The organism is Blautia glucerasea, from assembly GCF_013304385.1.
In the GTDB taxonomy this organism is placed as follows: Bacteria; Bacillota; Clostridia; order Lachnospirales; family Lachnospiraceae; genus Blautia_A; species Blautia_A ammoniilytica.
Genome location: NZ_JAAITU010000020.1, coordinates 1 through 19476, shown reverse-complemented (window position 1 = coordinate 19476; position 19476 = coordinate 1). Strand labels below are relative to the sequence as shown.

Annotated in this window: 16 protein-coding genes; 2 read left to right on the top strand and 14 right to left on the bottom strand. The window is 45.6% G+C overall.

The window, feature by feature from the left end; genetic code table 11:
* Positions 1 to 215 precede the first annotated feature (215 nt).
* From G5B11_RS19430 to dapF, 13 genes are all read right to left on the bottom strand, one after another.
* Entirely contained in the window at positions 216 to 1307 is a 1092-nt protein-coding gene (locus G5B11_RS19430; protein ID WP_173727806.1) for a SpaA isopeptide-forming pilin-related protein, read from the bottom strand.
* Entirely contained in the window at positions 1304 to 2161 is an 858-nt protein-coding gene (locus G5B11_RS09310; protein ID WP_158421131.1) for a class C sortase, read from the bottom strand. The genes G5B11_RS19430 and G5B11_RS09310 overlap by 4 nt, the downstream gene beginning before the upstream one ends.
* A 165-nt stretch (positions 2162 to 2326) precedes the next feature.
* On the bottom strand, positions 2327 to 3181 hold the full coding sequence (locus G5B11_RS09305; RefSeq protein WP_158421132.1) for a mechanosensitive ion channel family protein: 855 nt from the start codon (positions 3179 to 3181) through the stop codon (positions 2327 to 2329).
* 40 nt (positions 3182 to 3221) lie between these two features.
* A complete protein-coding gene (locus G5B11_RS09300) occupies positions 3222 to 5381 on the bottom strand; it encodes a Tex family protein (RefSeq protein ID WP_158421133.1) in 2160 nt (719 codons plus the stop codon).
* A gap of 59 nt (positions 5382 to 5440) precedes the next feature.
* Entirely contained in the window at positions 5441 to 6232 is a 792-nt protein-coding gene (locus G5B11_RS09295) for a DUF975 family protein (protein WP_158421134.1), read from the bottom strand.
* 36 nt (positions 6233 to 6268) lie between these two features.
* Positions 6269 to 7156 carry a DegV family protein gene (locus G5B11_RS09290; protein ID WP_173727804.1) on the bottom strand — a complete coding sequence of 296 codons (888 nt, stop codon included), beginning with the start codon at positions 7154 to 7156 and terminating at the stop codon, positions 6269 to 6271.
* A gap of 42 nt (positions 7157 to 7198) precedes the next feature.
* Complete coding sequence (locus G5B11_RS09285) at positions 7199 to 8452, bottom strand: hypothetical protein (protein WP_173727802.1); 1254 nt, start codon at positions 8450 to 8452, stop codon at positions 7199 to 7201.
* Positions 8453 to 8473: 21 nt separating this feature from the next.
* A complete protein-coding gene (locus G5B11_RS09280; protein WP_173727800.1) occupies positions 8474 to 9682 on the bottom strand; it encodes an aspartate kinase in 1209 nt (402 codons plus the stop codon).
* Positions 9683 to 9698: 16 nt separating this feature from the next.
* Positions 9699 to 10913: a homoserine dehydrogenase gene (locus G5B11_RS09275; protein ID WP_173727798.1), complete on the bottom strand. Its 1215-nt coding sequence runs from the start codon at positions 10911 to 10913 to the stop codon at positions 9699 to 9701.
* A 4-nt stretch (positions 10914 to 10917) separates the two neighbouring features.
* On the bottom strand, positions 10918 to 11370 hold the full coding sequence (locus G5B11_RS09270; protein WP_158421139.1) for an ACT domain-containing protein: 453 nt from the start codon (positions 11368 to 11370) through the stop codon (positions 10918 to 10920).
* Positions 11371 to 11471: 101 nt separating this feature from the next.
* Positions 11472 to 12582 (bottom strand): peptide chain release factor 2 gene (gene prfB, locus G5B11_RS09265; RefSeq protein ID WP_173727796.1). Its coding sequence is split into 2 segments (ribosomal slippage): positions 11472 to 12506 and positions 12508 to 12582, totalling 1110 coding nucleotides; the frame shifts between segments, so codons are not numbered across the junction.
* A gap of 180 nt (positions 12583 to 12762) precedes the next feature.
* A complete protein-coding gene (mnmA, locus tag G5B11_RS09260) occupies positions 12763 to 13986 on the bottom strand; it encodes a tRNA 2-thiouridine(34) synthase MnmA (protein WP_173727793.1) in 1224 nt (407 codons plus the stop codon).
* A gap of 173 nt (positions 13987 to 14159) precedes the next feature.
* Complete coding sequence (gene dapF, locus G5B11_RS09255) at positions 14160 to 15008, bottom strand: diaminopimelate epimerase (protein WP_173727791.1); 849 nt, start codon at positions 15006 to 15008, stop codon at positions 14160 to 14162.
* 265 nt (positions 15009 to 15273) lie between these two features.
* On the opposite strand from dapF, the gene G5B11_RS09250 reads away from it, so the two are divergent.
* A complete protein-coding gene (locus G5B11_RS09250; protein WP_173727789.1) occupies positions 15274 to 16101 on the top strand; it encodes an AraC family transcriptional regulator in 828 nt (275 codons plus the stop codon).
* 60 nt (positions 16102 to 16161) lie between these two features.
* On the opposite strand, the gene secA is transcribed toward G5B11_RS09250, so the two are convergent.
* Positions 16162 to 18738, bottom strand: a complete 2577-nt coding sequence (gene secA / locus G5B11_RS09245; protein WP_173727787.1) for a preprotein translocase subunit SecA — start codon at positions 18736 to 18738, stop codon at positions 16162 to 16164.
* A 416-nt stretch (positions 18739 to 19154) separates the two neighbouring features.
* Here secA and G5B11_RS09240 point away from each other — a divergent pair, with 416 nt between their 5' ends.
* The gene (locus G5B11_RS09240; RefSeq protein ID WP_158421145.1) at positions 19155 to 19370 is read left to right on the top strand and encodes a type II toxin-antitoxin system Phd/YefM family antitoxin; all 216 of its coding nucleotides are present in this window, start codon (positions 19155 to 19157) and stop codon (positions 19368 to 19370) included.
* Positions 19371 to 19476: the final 106 nt, after the last annotated feature.

Sequence of the window (19476 nt, the reverse complement as noted above, 5' to 3'; positions counted from 1 at the left end):
TATTTAGAACAATAAGTGTACCTTTTTATTATATTTATTTTTTTCTCTTATGACAAGCTTTTCGTAGATTATTTAAAAAAAATGTTATTTTTTTCTCTGTGGATTATTTAAGAAAATGTTATTTTTTCTCTTTTACATGCAAAAAGAAGCCCTTACGGACTTCTTTTTGCTTCATTATATAAGAAGGTATTTATCATGCTTTTTTATATAAAGAGTTATTTATCATGCTTTTTCTTCTTAAGGATCACCACAACAGCTGCAACGATCACTGCCAGTACAAGCACTGCGATCATAGGAAGGATCGGTGTGTTATCCCCGGTCTTTACATTGGTTGTGCCGCTGGATGGCGGTGTGTTATCTGATGGTGTATCAGGTACAGGTGTAGATGTTGGTTCCGGAGCTGGTGTATTGGTAATCTCCGGTGTAGGTGTCACTTCTTCCGGCTGGTTCACCACACTTAAAACCTGCACATTTCCGGAAGCCTGTACATATACTCCATTTACCACTGCTGTCTGTCCGGCCCGTGTGATCTTGAATGCTACAGGCTGGGAAAGCTTTACAAATCCGTCAGGAGCTTTCTCCTCGGTAAACTGGTAAGAACCAAGAGGAAGATCGGTAACTACGATCTGTCCGTTCCCGTCTGTTGTAAGCTGAGTCTTAAACTCTTTCCAGTAGAAGCTTCCTCCTTCATCAGATCCGGAAACTGCTCCCTGGGGAATCGTCTCTCCTGCCTCTGGGTAAACCTTCTGCCATAAAGCAAATACTGCTTTTTCCAGTGTTTTCCCATCTGGATCTGTCTTATTCAGGATCACTGCACCGCCTGGGAAGGTGGTCTTAGGATTCAGTACCGGATCGTACTTCTCTGTACTGTTCTCACTGTAAGGAACCGGTATGATCACCGGCTGCATTACCATAATATCCTCACCGCCGGTCTGGGCAGCCAGATAAATCCCGTTCTCTACATTCTTATAAGAAACAGTGCCATCTGTACCAGCCTGTGCCACAGTACCTGTAAGCTTCTTGGATTTGGCAAAAGCTGCCAAACCTTCGGCTGCCTTTTCGTATTCAGAGGCTGTCTTCAGACCGGATACATTAATGCCGCTTCCTGCAAAAGAATCCTTGTACACAAATCCATCATTCTCATACCCTGCTATCTGATAGAGAGTCACTTCAATGCCAGCCGCTGTCTGGGCAAGCCTGAGTGTAATACTGCCTTTTTGTTCCGCTTTAGCACTTACTGTGCCAAGCAGCATGCTACAGCAAATCGCAAGACAGATAACTGCTGCCTTTACTCTTCCTTTTTTCACTTTTCCTCTTCCTCCCGTACGTCCTCATCCTTCTTCTTTCCCCTGGTGATCCGACACACAAGCCAGATCAGGAAAATGCAGAAGAGCCCCACGCATACTCCTGCTATGATCAGCACGGTACGTGGTGCCATCATCTCCTGGTTATTTTGCTCCACAGGCATCTGAACGGACAGCTCTGATGGAACATTTGATGTACGCTCACCTCTTACCAGAAGCCTGTGGCTGTTCACCCCGTAAGGGAAACAGGTAAGAAGTGTGACATAATCCTTGCCGTCTATAATCTCTATATCTTCCGTCTCATCAGGAAGGACTACCTTCTTCTGGTCTACCTGATAAGCCAATACTTCGTCCAATACATGAATGTAAAACATGTCACCTTCTTCCAGATCATCCAGATGGGTAAACATCTTGGCTGATGGAAGCCCGGTGTGCCCTGACAGCACACAATGTGTGGAAGCTCCGCCTACAGGAAGGGAGGTGCCGGGCATATGTCCGATTCCTTTTTCAAGCACATCCTCTCCCGCCCCGTGATAAATAGGCAGATAAACCTGCAGCTTCGGGATCTCCAGAAAACCAATGGCATCTGTTACTGCAAGCAGGTCATCATAGCTGACAGCGGATACGTCCCCGCCTTCTTCCTCCAGCTCCTGATTATACTTTGTGGCCATGTTCTTCATCTTGGTAAGGCTATCCTTATTCTCTACATCTACAATATCGCAATAATCTTTGATTTCATACCTGGCCGTATATTCACGATACCAGTTACTTACGGTCGGATATGCTCTTACAGCCACTCCTGCCAGCACCAACAGCACACCAATCAGCAGAAAAAGCCGTCTTTTTTTCTCATTCATAATCTCCGGTTTTCCCCTGTCAGTTTATTGTAACTTTTTCATACGCCTCTGCTCCGGCGTTTTCCTTCCAAAGCACCCGGTTGGCTTTATCAGGTACTTTAATTATAGTATAATCAAGTACACGTCTTTGGAAAATATAAAAATTCTAAGATAAATATAACATATTTAGGAAATTAAATGTACATCCAACTGACGATATGGGATCCGGATACCCTGACGGTCAAATTCATCTTTGATGGTTTCATTCAAACGCCATCGCACCGTCCAGTAATCTTCTGTAGGTACCCATACACGAAGCCCCAAGGTCACTGCACTTTCTGCCAATTCATCTACGTATACCAGCATTCCCTGATCTTCCCGGGTGCCCTTATCATCTTTTATGATCTGTTCCAGTATCTGCTTTGCCTTGTGCATATCTGAATCATAGGAAATCCCGATCTTCAGCTCCAGCTTCCTCATATCCCTTGCTGTCAGATTGACCACTGTATTCCCGGACAGGGTGCCATTCGGGATCACAATATGCCTGTAATCCACAGACAGCAGGGTAGTATAACAGATCTCGATCTTATACACAGTCCCTTCCCAGCCATTGGCCTTATCTACAATAATGTAGTCTCCTACCTGGAAGGGCTTGAAGATCAGAAGCATCACCCCTCCTGCCAGGTTGGACAGTCCACCTTGCAATGCAAGACCGATGGTAACGCCTGCAGTACCTAAAAGGGCGGCTACGGACGATTCTTTGATACCGAAATTCATCCCGATCCCGAAGATCAGCAGAATATATAAAAGGGCTTTCAGGAATGAACACAAAAACTGTACCGCCCCTTTATCCATCCCGGTCCGTCCCAGGGAGCGTCTCACAAGACCAAGCACCCACCGGATCAGGCGGCTTCCAATATACAGAACCACAATGGACAGAACCACTTTGATCCCAAAGCTGATCAGCTCGGGCGTGTGTTCATCCAGATATTTCTGAAACTGGCTTACATGATCAGTAAGCTCCTGTGCGGTTTCTTCCATAAAATCCTGCACCTCCCCGCCGGATCACAATACTTTTTTGTTATTTCTGAAATCCTTTCATGGAAAGGCTGATCCGTTTCTTCTTAAGATCCACGCCGATCACCTGTACATCCACAACATCTCCTACACTGACTGCTTCCAGGGGATGTTTGATAAACTTCTCGCTCATCTGGGAGATATGTACAAGCCCATCCTGATGAACCCCGATATCCACAAATGCTCCGAAATCGATCACATTCCGCACAGTTCCTTTCAGGATCATCCCTTCTTTCAGGTCCTCCATATTCAGTACATCTGTGCGAAGGATCGGACGGGGCATTTCATCCCTTGGATCTCTTGCCGGTTTCTCCAGCTCCTTTACAATGTCTTTCAATGTGATCTCGCCTATCTCCAGTTCCTTGGCCAGCTTTTTGTAGTCATGGATCTGGGAAGAGATCCTGCCCAGACCTCCGGATGTAATATCTTTTGGTGTGTGTCCCAGCTTTTTAAGAAGGGCATTTGCTGCCTCATAGCTTTCCGGATGCACGCTTGTAGCATCCAATGGATCATCACCTCCTGTGATACGCATAAATCCGGCACACTGTTCAAAAGCCTTAGGACCCAGCTTTGCCACCTTCAGAAGACCTTTCCTGTTGGTAAAACGGCCATTTTCTTCTCTGTAGGTCACAATGTTTTTTGCAATGGCTTTACTGATGCCTGAAATATATTCCAGCAGGGAGGCAGATGCAGTATTCAGATCCACACCTACCTTGTTCACACAGTCCTCAACCACTCCGGACAAAGCTTCTCCCAGCTTTTTCTGGTTCATATCATGCTGATACTGACCAACACCAATGGACTTAGGATCGATCTTTACCAGCTCTGCCAGCGGATCCTGTACACGCCTTGCAATGGAAGCTGCGCTTCTCTGTCCTACATCAAAGTTAGGGAACTCTTCTGTGGCCAGCTTGCTTGCAGAATATACAGAAGCACCAGCTTCATTGGTGATCACGTACTGTACGCCTGCTTCCGGGATCTCCTTCAGCATGTCCACGATCACCTGCTCTGACTCTCTGGAAGCAGTACCATTTCCAACAGAGATCAGGGATACCTTGTACTTTCGGATCATTTTCTCCACTGTATCCTTGGCTGCACGGATCTTAGTCTCATTGGTAGGTGCAGTAGGATAAACCACTGTGGTATCCAGCACCTTTCCTGTGGCATCTACCACTGCCAGCTTACATCCGGTACGGAATGCCGGATCCCATCCAAGCACAACCTTCCCTGCAATGGGAGGCTGCATAAGAAGCTGCTCCAGATTCTTTCCAAATACCTTGATGGCGCCATCTTCTGCCTGATCGGTAAGATTGCTGCGGATCTCCCTTTCAATGGCAGGTGCGATCAGTCGTTTGTAGCAGTCATCCACCACTTCTTTTAAGACAGGAGAGGTAACAGGATTCTCCTTTGTGATCACCTGATGTTCCAGGTAACGGAGGATCTCTTCTTCCGGTGCATTCACTTTAACAGTGAGGAATTTCTCTTTTTCCCCTCTGTTCAGTGCCAGGATCCTATGACCTGCCAGCTTCTTGATAGGCTCCTCAAACTCATAATACATTTCATAAACAGACTGAGCCTTTGGATCCTTTGCCACAGAACTGATTGTTCCTTTCTTTGTGGTCAGATCCCTGATGCGGATACGGTAATCCGCCTCATCGGAAATCCGTTCTGCCAGAATATCCTTTGCTCCTGCAATGGCCTGCTCCACGGAAGTCACTTCCTTCTCTTCGGAAAGAAAAGCCTGTGCTTCTTCTTCCAATGGTTTTTTGGTCATCTGAAGGCTGATAATATTTGCCAGGGGCTCCAGTCCTTTTTCTTTGGCAATGGTTGCCCTTGTACGGCGTTTTGGCCTGTAAGGACGGTACAGATCCTCTACCACCACCAGAGTCTGTGCTTCAAGGATCTGTTTCTTCAGCTCAGCGTTTAGCTTGCCCTGCTCTTCAATGCTGGCAAGCACCTGTTTCTTCTTATCTTCAAGGTTACGCAGGTAATTCAGCCGCTCATAAAGATTACGCAGCTGTTCATCATTAAGGGCACCGGTTGCTTCCTTACGATATCTGGAAATAAACGGAATGGTATTGCCTTCATCGATCAGCTTTACCGCTGCTTCTACCTGTTCTTTTTTTACACCCAGTTCCTGGGTGATCACCTGTATAATATCCATGTTAATCTATCATCTCCTTATGCCCGGGAATTAAAGTCTTATGTTCCGCACATAACATTTTATGCCTCGGAATTAAAGTCATCCTGATCCCAGGCAGATTTATTTTCCCTGTGATCCTCATAAATGTCCTGATCCAGTTCTCCTAACAGATCCCTGTAAAACATAGTCACAGTCATCTGCATATAGGGAACGATCCAAAGAAGAGCTATATATAATGTGAATATAGAAAGAAACAGTAAAGGGATAAAGCTGATCTGCATCAGCAGATATCTGCCTTTATGCCCTTTCATCATAGCTGCACTGGCCTTTAAAGCCTCTATGCCGCCCATATCCAGGTGATCTGCCATCAGAAAGTAGGTCATAACAAAAGGCAGCGTAACGATCACATTAAGTACAATAGATAACAGCATCAGCTCCATAGAGCGGCCCATCCACTCCACCTGTGCTTCCAGAGTATTCCCAGGGATCACAGTATAGCTGTACCAGTAGTAGGGAATGGATACCACCAGATCGATCAGTGCCAGCACAAAGCCGGCTACGATCACCCGATCCGGATGATTTCTGAAAAAGTACAGCAGATCACCAAGACCAAACTCCCTGTCTCTGGCCATATTCAGAAACATGTAATACAACCCTGCAGACAGGATCCCTGTAACAAGGGACAGGATAAATAGAAAAATCTGGCTCATGATCATAGTTGGCAGGAATTCGCCTGTAAAAAGATTCCCTGCCAGAAGATTCCCCAGAAGGTTGATGCCAAATGCTGCCAGCACCCCCATGATAGCGATCCCATATCTACCCTCTAAAGCCAGCTTTGCGTATCTTTTCAGTTCTTTTGAACTTCTCTTCATAGATTATCAAATCTCCTTCGATTCGGCAACAGCTTCTTACTCTGTGCGTTTTTTCCCCCAGAAGAAAAGAGCCACAGTACCAGGGCCTGTATGGCTTCCAATGGTAGTACCTACATAATTGATCAGAACTTTTCCGTTTAGGTGGGGAAATCTGGCCTCTACCAGGTCTGCCACAGCCCTGGCATCCTCATAACAGCCGGACTGGGAAATATAGCACTTCCCGGAATAATCTCTGCCATCTCTGGCATATTCTTCCATCTTGTCCACAATGGTACGGATCACCTTTTTCTTGGTGCGGATCTTAAATCTGGGGATCAGCCTTCCCTGGTCATCCATGTTCAGAAGCGGGCAGATATTCAACACGCCGCCGATAAAGCCGGCGGTTTTGGAAATCCTGCCGCCCTTGATATAAAAGGTAAGATCTGTGGAAAAGAACCAGTGATTCAGCTCCAGCTTATGCTGCTCGGCCCAGTCATAAACCTGCTGAAGGCTTTGTCCCTGATCCCGAAGATCTGCCAGCTGGTCCATCAAAAGCCCGTATCCGGAAGATGCTCCAAGAGAATCTACCACCAGGATCTGCCTTTTGGGATACTTCTGAGACAGTTCTTCTTTGGCGATCATAGCAGAATTGATCGCTCCGGAAATCCCGGAGGACAGGCACACATGAAGCACATCCTTTCCCTGCTTCAGGAATGTTTCAAAATATGCCTGATACTCTTCTGCATTAACCTGGGAGGTTTTTGTTTCTGCCCCATCTGCCATTGCCTGATAAAACTTCTCAAAAGGCATGCTCTGTCCCAAATTATCTGTATACTGTTTTCCATCCATCTGATAGTGAAAACAGATGTAAGATATTCCACGTTTTTCAAAATGTTCCTTGGTAAGGTCTGCTGTTGAACAGCAGCTCAGAATATAATCACTCATCTTCTCCTCCGGTCCAGTGACACAGGCATGCTGCCTTATGTGTTACTGAAGGTTATAATTCTTATAGGTAACTGCAGCAGCTGTGTCCGGATCCTCATCCTCATTGAACCAGAACTGTGCTCTTGTGTCGATCTTGGTATCTTCGCTCTCATAAATGGTCAGATAACCATTCTCTTCATCGTAAAGATAGCCTTTTTCCTGTGCTGCTGCCATCAGATCGCTTTTGGATGCGCCTAAAGTAAATCCACCGGAAAGCTTCAGGCTCAGGCTGTCGCTGTCATAATTGCCAACCTCCAGTTCTGTTACAAAGCAATTGGACAATGTAACTGCATTGGATGTTTTGTTATAGATGGAGAATCTTACACTCTGGTTATTCTTCATCATATCAATAAATTCCAGACCGCCGACTTCTACATATGCGTCCTCAGCTGCATCCTGGATCACCCAGCCATTTGCCTCAAATGCGCTTACAGGTGCAGGGAGCTGGTAAAGATCACCACAGTACTCTACTACCGGATCCAGCATATCACTGCCCAGTTCCTGGGGCGCCTGATACTCAGATACAACGTCCGGTGTGGAGGTATCTACTTCGCCCTTTTCAAAATCTTCCGGCTCTGAGAAATTACGCACATCTACTTTTTTCAGTGTGTTGTCGTCCTTATATACATACAGCTCCACACGTTCATAAGTATCCTTGGAGTATGTCATCTGTGTATAATAATCTCCTTCATATACATCAGAAGGATCTCCATAAGCTGCCTTAATATCATCCACTGTGGAGGTACCCATCTGGATCCCGCCTGCAAGCTCTACCGGCATTTTGGAAAGATCCACTCCGTAGCTGCTGCTTGCATCCACAGTCACAGAGCCGATCAGACACTGGCTTACAGGTGTCTGATTGATCCCCAGGTTGATAGCCTCTGCTCCAATCCGCAGTCCCTCTTTTTCAAAATCGATCATATAGTAGGAATTAGAGGGTACGCTTTCGTCCTCTTCCACGCCGGAAAGCTGCCATCCAAGAGCTGTAAAAGCCTCATAGGTCATAGGGAACTGGCAGATATCATCTCCCATTTTCAGCTGAAAATCATAAATGTTGTCCGATAAAGTAGTGGAAGCATGCGGGTCTGCAGGCTGTGCTTCTTCTGTGTTTTCTGCCACTGCAGTCTCCTGTGCTTCAGCAGTTTCCTCTGTCTGAGCTGCTTCCTGTGTCCCTGCGGTCTCCTGTGCAATAACAGGAACAGATACTGTACATAAGCTGGCTGCCATCAATAGTGCAATCATCATTTTTCTTTTCATCGTTTTCTCCCTTCCAGGCTTTTAGTCGGTAAGCCCAAACGCATCGTGTACTGCATTCATTGCACGGATCCCATCCTTTTCATTGATCAGGACCGTTACCCTGATCTCTGATGTAGAGATCATATTGATATTAACGCCTTCGTTGTAAAGGCTTTCGAACATCTTAGCAGCCACACCCGGATTACTCATCATGCCGGCCCCTACAATAGAAAGCTTGGCAATGTTTCTCTCTGAATGCAGTTCTTTATAGCCCAGTCTTGCCTGGTTCTCTTCCAGAGTGGCAACTGCATCCTCAAGATCATCCTTATTTACTGTAAAGGAAATATCTTTGGTGCCTGCCCGTCCGATGGACTGCAGAATCACATCCACATTGATCTTCTTTTTGGCAAGTGTATCAAAAACCTTAAATGCCATACCCGGCATATCCTTGATCCCGATCACTGCGATCCTTACTGCATCTGTATCCAGGGCTACACCACTGATCAGCATTCTCTCCACGGTTGTTACCTCCTTTACTACTGTACCCTCACTGTCGTTCAGGCTGGAGCGCACCACAAGGGGCACGCCGTATTTCTTGGCCATTTCCACAGAACGGTTGTGAAGCACACCTGCTCCTAAGGTAGCCAGATCCAGCATCTCATCATAGGTGATCTCTTTCAGCTTGCGGGCTCCAGGCACCTTCCTTGGGTCTGCCGTATAAACTCCGTCCACATCTGTATAGATCTCGCAGGCATCTGCATGAAGAGCTGCTGCCAGTGCAACTGCTGTAGTGTCAGAGCCGCCTCTGCCAAGGGTAGTATAATCATCATATTTGTTCACGCCCTGAAATCCAGTGACGATGACGATCCTGCGGTTTTCCAGCTCCCTGCGGATCCGCTCGGTATCGATCCTTTTCAGTCTTGCATTGCCGTGATCACTGGTGGTGTGCATAGTCACCTGAAATGCATTCAGGGATACTGCCGGCACCTTTCTCTGGTTCATGGCCATGGCCATCAGCGCCACAGACATCTGCTCTCCAATGGTCAGCAGCATATCCAATTCTCTTTTCGGTGGCTTTTCATTGATGTCCTTTGCCATTTTGATCAGCTCATCTGTATATTTGCCCATTGCAGAAAGCACAACCACTACATCGTTGCCTTTCTGGTATTCTGCTATACACCGGTCTGCCACATGAAAGATCCGTTCTTTATTTGCCACAGATGTACCGCCAAACTTTTTAACTATTAACATATATGCCTCCGGTCACTCAGTCCTTGATGCGGATCATGGAAAGGATCTCCGCTTTGATCTCTGCTGCTTTTGCTTTGTACTGTCCAAGTGTCATCTGTGCAGTGACAAAGCCTGTCTCTCCTTCTGCCTTTGGTACCTGTATCTGCTCTATAGTCCCAAATACACTCCGGATCAGCGAAAGATCGGTTGTCTGTACACGTACAAAGAACCGTCCGGATACCTGATCAGGATCTGCAAGGGGAAGTGGCTGATCGTTCCATTCATTTGGAATGTTCTCATGAAGATGCTTGGCTTCATCCACCACATCTGCCACTACTGCACTTGCAGTAGGCAGCTTGCCTGCCCCGCTGCCGTAGAACATGGCATCTCCCAGTACATTTCCATGGACAAAAATACCGTTGTACACATCATTTACACTGTACAGCGGATTATTTTTACCAACAAGGAAGGGGGCAACCACTGCATAATAGGAATCCTCTGACAGCTTCCTGCTTGTAGCCAGAAGCTTAATGGACATACCCATAACCCTGGCATACTCCATATCTTCCGGAGTGATCCTGGTGATCCCTTCTGTATGGATTTTTTCATAATTCAGAAACTTCCCGTATGCAAGGGAAGACAGGATCGCGATCTTCCTGCATGCGTCATATCCTTCCACATCTGCGGTAGGATCAGCCTCTGCATATCCTTTTTCCTGAGCTTCCTTCAGAACACTTTCAAAACGGCTGCCTTCCATATCCATCTTGGTCAGCATATAATTGGTGGTGCCATTCAGGATACCTGTCACTTCGTCGATCTGGTCTGCTGTAAGAGACTGGTTCAGTGCGCGGATAATAGGAATACCGCCTCCGCAGCTTGCCTCAAACAGGAAATTAATGTTCTTATTCCTGGCGATGTCCATCAGCTCAGGACCAAACTTTGCTACCAATGCTTTATTGGAGGTAGCCACGCTTTTCCCTGCCTCTAATGCTCTTTTCACAAAGGTATGTGCCGGCTCCAGGCCACCCATCACTTCTACTACAATGTCTACTTCCGGATCATTTACGATGGTCTCATAATCGTGTACAAGCACTTCCTGTACCGGATCCCCTGGAAAATCACGAAGATCCAACACGTATTTGATCCGGATCTCATCTCCTGCACGCCTGTTAATACTGTCCTGGTTGGTATTGATCACCTCTACTACTCCGCTGCCTACAGTGCCGTATCCTAAAACTGCTATGTTGATCATTTGTTTACTCCCTGCCTAATATTTTAAGATAATGAATCCCTTCCGTCTGTTCAATGTTCTCTACCATGGCCTCAGCATCACCGGCCCCCGGAAGGATATCTACGCTTAGGGTCAACGTAGCCACGCCACTGATGGGAATACTCTGATGAATGGTCAGTATATTCCCATGAAACTCTGCAACGGACTTCAGTACATTTGACAATATCCCAGGTTCATCATCCATCTGTATGATAAAGGTAATTGTCTTTCCTTTGGCCTGTTCATGGAAAGGAAAAATATCATCTTTATATTTGTAAAAAGAGCTGCGGCTGATCCCTGTCTGCTCTGCAGCTTCCTGTACAGTGAGTACGCGGCCTGAATCCAGAAGTTTCTTTGCTTCCACAACTTTCTGAAGAACCTCCGGAACAGCCCGCTCTGTCACTACATAATATTTCTTTTTCTCGTTTGTTCTATCCATGCATGTCCCTCTGTCCGTATTACAAAAACATTTGTTTTCTAACAATGGATATATTACCACAGCCTCAGGGGCTGCCGCAAGAGGGTTCTTGTATTTTCAGGTTATTTTGAAAGGGCGATCCATTTCAGGTATGCATTGATGAAAATATCAATGCCGCCATCCATCACTGCATCCACATTACCGGTCTCTTCGTTGGTACGGTGATCCTTGACCATGGTATATGGCTGCATAACATAGGAACGGATCTGATTGCCCCATCCAATATCGGTTACTTCTCCACGGATACCGGAAAGCTTGGCTTCTGCTTCCTGCTGCTTCAGCAGATAAAGCTTGGCCTTCAGCATCTGCATAGCCTTGTCTTTATTCATGTGCTGGGAACGCTCATTCTGGCACTGTACCACGATCCCGGTAGGGAAGTGGGTGATACGGATCGCAGAGGAAGTCTTGTTGATATGCTGTCCACCGGCGCCGCTGCTTCGGTAGGTATCAATACGGATATCCTCATCGTTGATCTCCACATCCAGATCCTTCTCTATATCCGGCATAACATCACAGGATACAAAGGATGTCTGTCGTTTGCCTGCAGCATTAAACGGAGAAATACGTACCAGACGGTGCACGCCCTTTTCGGATTTCAGAAGTCCGTATGCATTCTCCCCATTGACCTGGAAAGTAACAGACTTGATACCGGCTTCATCTCCGTCAAGATAATCCAGTACTTCCACAGAAAATCCTTTCCTGTCTGCCCATCGGGTATACATACGGTACAGCATGCTGCACCAGTCACAGGCTTCTGTGCCACCGGCTCCTGCATTCAGCTTGATAATGGCATTCTCGCTGTCATATTCGCCGGAAAGCAGTGTTTTGATACGGATATTGTCAAAATCTGTGCAGAACTCATCCAGCATCTCCTGAATCTCCGGAATGATCGCCGGATCATTCTCCTCATAACCCATCTCGATCATGGTCTCCATATCTTCCATCTGGGATACCAGGTGCTGATATGTCTCCATGTCATCCTTCATGCTTTTTAATTCTTTCATTTTCTGCTGGGACTTCTCTGCGTCATCCCAGAAGTCGGGAGCTTCCATCTCCCTTTCTAATTCTTCGACCTTCTGCTCTTTGTTAGCCAGGTCAAAGTGAATCCCTCACTTCCACTAATGGTTCTGTATACGTTGCAAGAATGCTCTTGAACTGGTCTAATTCAACCACAGCTTCACCTTCTTTCTTATATTTGTGTGGAAACAGGCTTACTGCCTTTGTTTCCAGGCTGTCTTATACTTTAGCATATCCCCGGCAAAAAAACAACTGCATTGGAATTGCATTTTGTAGTTCGCATAGGCAGATAAAGTAAAATATCATTTGGCAAATTTTATAATAATTTTACAGGTTCTATCCAAGGATCGTGCCACCGCCTACTACAACATCTTCGTCATAAAGTACAACTGCCTGACCTCCTGTCACTGCACGTACCGGCTCTTCAAACACTACCTTTACCATGCCGTCCGGCAGTGCCTGGGCCATAGCCGGTGCTTCCTTTGCACGGTAACGTGTCTTGGCTGTTACCTTGATTGGTTCCTTTGGCGGCTCGCAGGAGATCCAGTTAAAGTCCTTAGCCAGAAGCTCTTTTGTATAAAGATCCTTTTCCGGGGACAGTATCACCTGATTTTTGGCCATATCTTTCCTACGCACATATAATGGAGCCGGAAGTGCAAGCCCAAGGCCCTTTCTCTGGCCGATGGTATAACGGAGAAGACCTTTATGCTGTCCCAGCACATGTCCCTGCTGGTCTACAAAGTCTCCGCTTTCATACTTTTTCCCTGTGCGTCTTTCAATAAAATCTCCGTAATTCCCATCTGGTACAAAGCAGATATCCTGGCTGTCATGCTTTCTGGCATTTACAAAATGATATTCTTCTGCCAGTTCCCGGACTTTCTCTTTGTCTGCATATTCTCCCAGTGGGAACCTGGTATGGGCCAGCTGATCCTGGGTCATAAAATAAAGCACATAGGACTGATCCTTTGCCAGATTCCTTGCCTTTTTCAAAAGCCACCGGTCTTTTTCCTCATCATATTCCACCCGTGCATAATGTCCGGTCACAATGGTACCAAAGCCCACTGCCTTTGCCCGGTCATAAAGCTTTGCAAACTTCATGTACCGGTTGCAGTCAATACATGGGTTGGGTGTATCCCCACGCTCATAGGCATCCACAAAGCGGTCGATCACCTGATGGGAAAAGTCTTCTTTAAAATTCATTACGTAAAAACGCATTCCCAGCTGATGTGCTACTATTCTGGCATCTTCCACATCATCCAGTGTACAGCAGGTGTGATTCTTGGACAGTCCCACGTCTTCATTATCGTATAATTTCATGGTTACGCCAATGCACTCATAGCCTGCCTTGCACATCAGCATGGCTGCCACTGAGCTGTCCACACCTCCACTCATTGCAATAAGGGCATGCCCTGCGGGCACCCCTTTATGATCTTCGTCTGGATTCTGTTGTTCTTCGTTGCTGCCTGTATTATAAAGCTTATGATAATCTGTATTACAAATCTCTTTCCGTATTTCTTCTGTCTGCCATTCACTGGCCTTACCTGTGTCTGTAGATGACATTTACTCCTCCTTTATGGATCCTTATCTATCCGGATGCCGGCAGTAACCACTCACTGCCGCATGATCATCCTTGCTGAATATCACTGCAACGTAATTGATCATTCTTTCTGAAAAGAATACGTCATAACGCTGATTTTGTCAACGTCCCGTAAAGGAGGTAGTTCAAAGGAAGTTCAGGAGAAAAAGCTTTCTGCCACGCGGATGTCTGCAATATATCCTACCGTTCCGGTCATGTAGATGGTGTCATCCTTTCCGATATCGATCTGGATCATTCCTCCTGGCTGGTTCACATTGATCCGACGTTCCATCATCCCCAAACGGTAAGCTGCCATAGCTGCTGCACAGCTGCCAGTACCGGAAGCCTTTGTATATCCACAGCCTCTCTCCCAGATCTCTATTTCCAGATTTCCTTTGTCGATCTGCCTGCAGATCTGCAGATTGATCCTTTCCGGAAATTCATCTGCATTTTCCACATAGGGCCCCAGCTTTTCCACCTTTTCCCGGCTGATCTGATCTGTAAAGATGATACAATGAGGATTTCCCACGGTCAGGCAGGTAGCCTTGTATTCCTGACCCTGAAATACAAAAGGCTCATTGATCACTTCCCGGATTTCTCCGGTTACAGGGATTTCCCTGGATATGAAAGAAGCTTTCCCCATTTTTACCCGAAATTCTGTTGCCCTGGCATTCAGGCACTCTACTTCCATTGTTCCGGCCTCTGTTTCTATGGAAAATTTATTTCCATGCACATAGCCCTGATCCATCAGATATTTTGCAAAGATCCTTACGCCATTGCCGCTGATGGCAGATTCACTGCCGTCTGAGTTAAAGATCCTCACACCCATTTTCCCGTTAATTTCTACAGGACCGTACAGGATCCCGTCTGCCCCCAGGCCAAAGCCTCTCTGACATAAGATCGCGATCTTTTTCCCCTGAAGCTGCACTTTATTCTTTTTTGCGTCCAAAACAAGATAATCGTTACCAAGTCCCTGATATTTTGTCATAACAATACTGTCTGTCATAAGCCTGCTCCTTTTCCCCATTCAAGAATGCCTCGGCATTCTTGCTGCGAGGTGCGCGTCATGCAATTGCATGACATACTTCTACTGCGCACCTCTGCAATCCTGGTACCTATAGTATATTTGTTTATTTTCGCATTGTACATAGAATATAATGCCATACATATTGCAAAAAATGCTTTCAATGTATAAAATAATGTTGTGAGGATAATGTTGTGAGCAAATGTCTTTAGGATACCAAATGGGCTTGACATATGGAGGTGTATTTATGTTTTATGACCAGGAGCCAACAGAAAAAACAGGATATCTGGACCAGTCATTCCGGCTTTTCCATATCCGAGACCAGCAAGATCGAATCTTTCCATTTCATTATCATGACTTTCACAAAGTGGTGATTCTTTTATCCGGAAAAGTCACCTATCATATTGAGGGAAAAGCCTATCATCTGAAGCCCTGGGATATCCTTCTGGTTAATCAGCATGCGATCCACAAGCCGGAAATCCTGCCTTCTCTTCCATATGAACGTTTTGTGCTGTGGATCAGGGATGATCTGGAAAAAGAATCACTGACCCAATGTTTCCAGAAGGCCAGTGACCGAAGTTTTAACCTGATTCGTTTAAAAAGCAGGATGCAGGAAAAGCTGAAAGAAATCCTTTTTGAACTGGAGGCCTCCATGAAAAGTACTCAATTCGGCAATGACATATTAAGCGATGCTCTTTTTTCCCAGTTTATGGTGTACCTGAACCGGATCTTTCTGGAAAAGCAATATATTTTTGATCAAAAATCCTATACCTGCGACCAGCAGATCCAGGAGCTGCTTCAATATATCAACCACAATCTGACTGCTAATCTTTCAGTGGATGTGCTTGCAGAAAAGTACTACCTTAGCAAATACCATATGATGCGTAAATTCAAATCTGAAACAGGCTATACTCTGCACAGTTATATTAACAGCAAACGTCTTCTTCTGGCCCGTGATTTGATCAGTGAAGGCATGCCTGTGATCAAAGCAGCCGCACAAAGCGGTTTTTCCGATTACACCACCTTTTCCAGAGCCTATAAAAAAATGTTTAATAAATGCCCCTCAGCTCTTTAGAGCCTGAGGGGCATTTGCATCACATATTATGATTTTGGTGTCAAAACACCACAATCCTGATTACACGTTGGCTGCTTTTCTTCCACAGCACTGTTTGTATTTCTTTCCGCTTCCACATGGGCACGGATCGTTAGGATATACCTTGATCTCCTTACGCTGTACAGGCTTTCTCACACTGGTATCGTCTTTGTTGGTGCCAGTTACCTTTGCAACCTGCTCACGCTCGATCTTCTGCTCTACATGTACATGATACAGCATCCGTACAGTATCTTCCTGAATGGATGTGATCATGTTATTGAACATGTCAAACGCAGCCATCTTGTACTCAACAACCGGATCTCTCTGGCCATAAGCTGTCAGTCCGATACCCTGGCGAAGGATCTCCATATCATCAATGTGATCCATCCACTTGCTGTCAATGCTCTTAAGAAGGATCACTCGCTCCAGCTCACGCAGCTGCTCTGGCTCCGGGAACTCAGCCTCTTTTTCTTCATAAAGCTTTACAGCTTCTTCCTTTACAAAGTGCTTGATCTCATTCTTTCTCTTGCCTTTGATCACCTCTTTGGTAAGAGGCTCAATAGGAATGATCTGAAGAAGAACAGAATTAAACTCATCCAGATCCCACTCTTCTGAGTCCACATCATCTGTAAAGCACATATCCACTGTATTGTCTACAATGTCTGTGATCATCTTGTAGATGGCATCACGCATATTCTCACCATCCAGAACTTGACGGCGCTCTTTGTAAATGATCTCACGCTGTTCATTATTAACAGCATCATAATCAAGAAGATTCTTACGGATACCAAAGTTATTGAACTCGATCTTCTCCTGTGCCTTCTCAATGGCATTGGAAAGCATCTTGTGTTCGATCTGTTCATTCTCAGCCACACCAAGAGATGTGAATACTTTCATCAAACGTTCGGAACCAAAGAGACGCATCAGGTCATCTTCCAGGGAAATGTAGAAACGGGATTCTCCCGGATCACCCTGACGTCCGGAACGTCCACGAAGCTGATTATCGATACGTCTGGACTCATGTCGCTCTGTACCGATGATCTTCAGTCCGCCGGCCTCTCTTGCCACATCATCAAGCTTAATATCTGTACCACGACCTGCCATATTGGTAGCAATGGTAACTGCGCCTGCCTGTCCAGCCTGTGCTACGATCTCAGCCTCCAGCTCATGGAACTTGGCATTCAGAACATTGTGCTGGATGCCTTCCCTGCGAAGCATACGGCTGATCAACTCGGAAGTCTCGATGGTGATCGTACCAACCAGTACCGGCTGCTGCTTTGCATGTGCTTCTTTGACTGCTTCCACAACTGCGTTAAACTTCTCTTTCTTGGTCATGTACACAGCATCATCCAGATCCTTACGCTGTACCGGACGGTTAGTAGGGATCTCTACAACGTCCATTGCGTAAATATCACGGAACTCTTTTTCTTCGGTAAGGGCTGTACCGGTCATACCGCCTTTCTTGTCATATTTATTAAAGAAGTTCTGGAATGTGATAGTAGCAAGTGTCTTGCTCTCTCTCTTAACCTTTACATGCTCCTTAGCCTCGATCGCCTGATGCAGACCATCGGAATAACGGCGTCCCGGCATGATACGTCCGGTAAACTCATCAACGATCAGAACCTCATCATCCTTAACCACATAGTCCTGATCCCTGTGCATCAGATTGTGGGCACGAAGTGCAAGGATAATGTTGTGCTGGATCTCCAGATTCTCCGGATCAGCAAGGTTCTCAATATTAAAGAACTTCTCAACCTTCTTAACACCCTGTTCTGTCAGGTTGACGATCTTATCCTTCTCATTTACTACAAAGTCACCTGTCTCGATAACTTCCTCACCCATGATGGCTGCCATCTTGGTCATCTCATGGCTGGCTTCACCACGCTCCAGCTGCTGTGCCAGAATATCACAGACCTCGTAAAGCTTGGTAGACTTACCGCTCTGGCCGGAAATGATCAAAGGTGTACGTGCCTCATCGATCAATACAGAGTCCACCTCATCAATAATACAGTAATGAAGATCTCTCTGCACAAGCTGCTCTTTATAGATAACCATATTATCACGAAGATAATCAAATCCAAGTTCATTATTGGTTACATAAGTGATGTCAGAGCCATATGCAGCACGGCGCTCTTCCGGCTTCATGTCATTCAGTACAACACCTACGGTCAGCCCCAGGAACTCATGTACCTTGCCCATCCACTCAGCATCACGCTTTGCCAGATAGTCATTGACTGTAACGATGTGCACACCCTTGCCTTCCAGGGCATTCAGATATGCCGGCAGTGTGGATACCAATGTCTTACCTTCACCTGTCTTCATCTCAGCAATACGACCCTGATGCAGGATAATACCACCGATCAGCTGTACCCTGTAATGCTCCATACCCAGTACACGCTTGGCAGCTTCACGTACAGTGGCAAAAGCCTCCGGCAGAAGATCATCCAGTGTGGCTCCCTCTTCCAGGCGTTTCTTATATTCTCTTGTTTTGTCACGCAGTTCTTCATCTGTTAATTTCTGCATCTCCGGGCGCAGGCTGTCGATCTTGTCCACCAGTGGAAGAATACGTTTTACCTCTCGCTGGCTGTGCGTCCCGAATATTTTTGAAAACATGCTCATGAATCTACTCCTCTTGACAGGTGCAAATAGATGCTCCTGATTATTATTTTCGTTTTGTTATTGCCTTTCATATGTATCCTGTCCCTATTTCTATAAACAGGCGAATGATACACTTATCTATTTTAACACTTTCCTGTACAGAAAACAATAAATTTTTCATAAACTACAGCTACATAAATTATTCATTAACAATTCATTAATTACAGCCATACTATTTTTTTGCAATCAGAAGGCTCATTTTTTTGTAAACTACAGCAATATAAAACAGTTCTTGCGTCCGGCAGAGCAGTCAAAAGCATATAGCCGTATCGTACAAAGCAGTATTGGCAAAAACATTGATAAAATCGTACGATAACATTGATTGAATCATGCGAATATGCTATGATTGACACAGAAAATGAAAAGGAGGCTTGCATATGTCAATTACAGCTACTGAACTTAAATCGAATTTAGGGAAATACCTTGATCAAGCTGCAACCGAAGATATTTATATCTCCAAAAATGGCAAAATCATTGCAAAAATTACGTCTCCATATAAAAACAAATTAGATATTGTGAAAGAGCTTTATGGCAGCATTCCCAATACAGTCACTTTAGAAGATGCCCAAAAAGAAAGGCTCAAAAATTTATGAAAGTCCTAATTGATACTTGTGTAGTTGTGGATTTCCGTGAACCTCACATGGCTAAAGTCACGTGCTTCCAGACGCTTTAGGCGTCAGACTGAATATCGGCGGATAC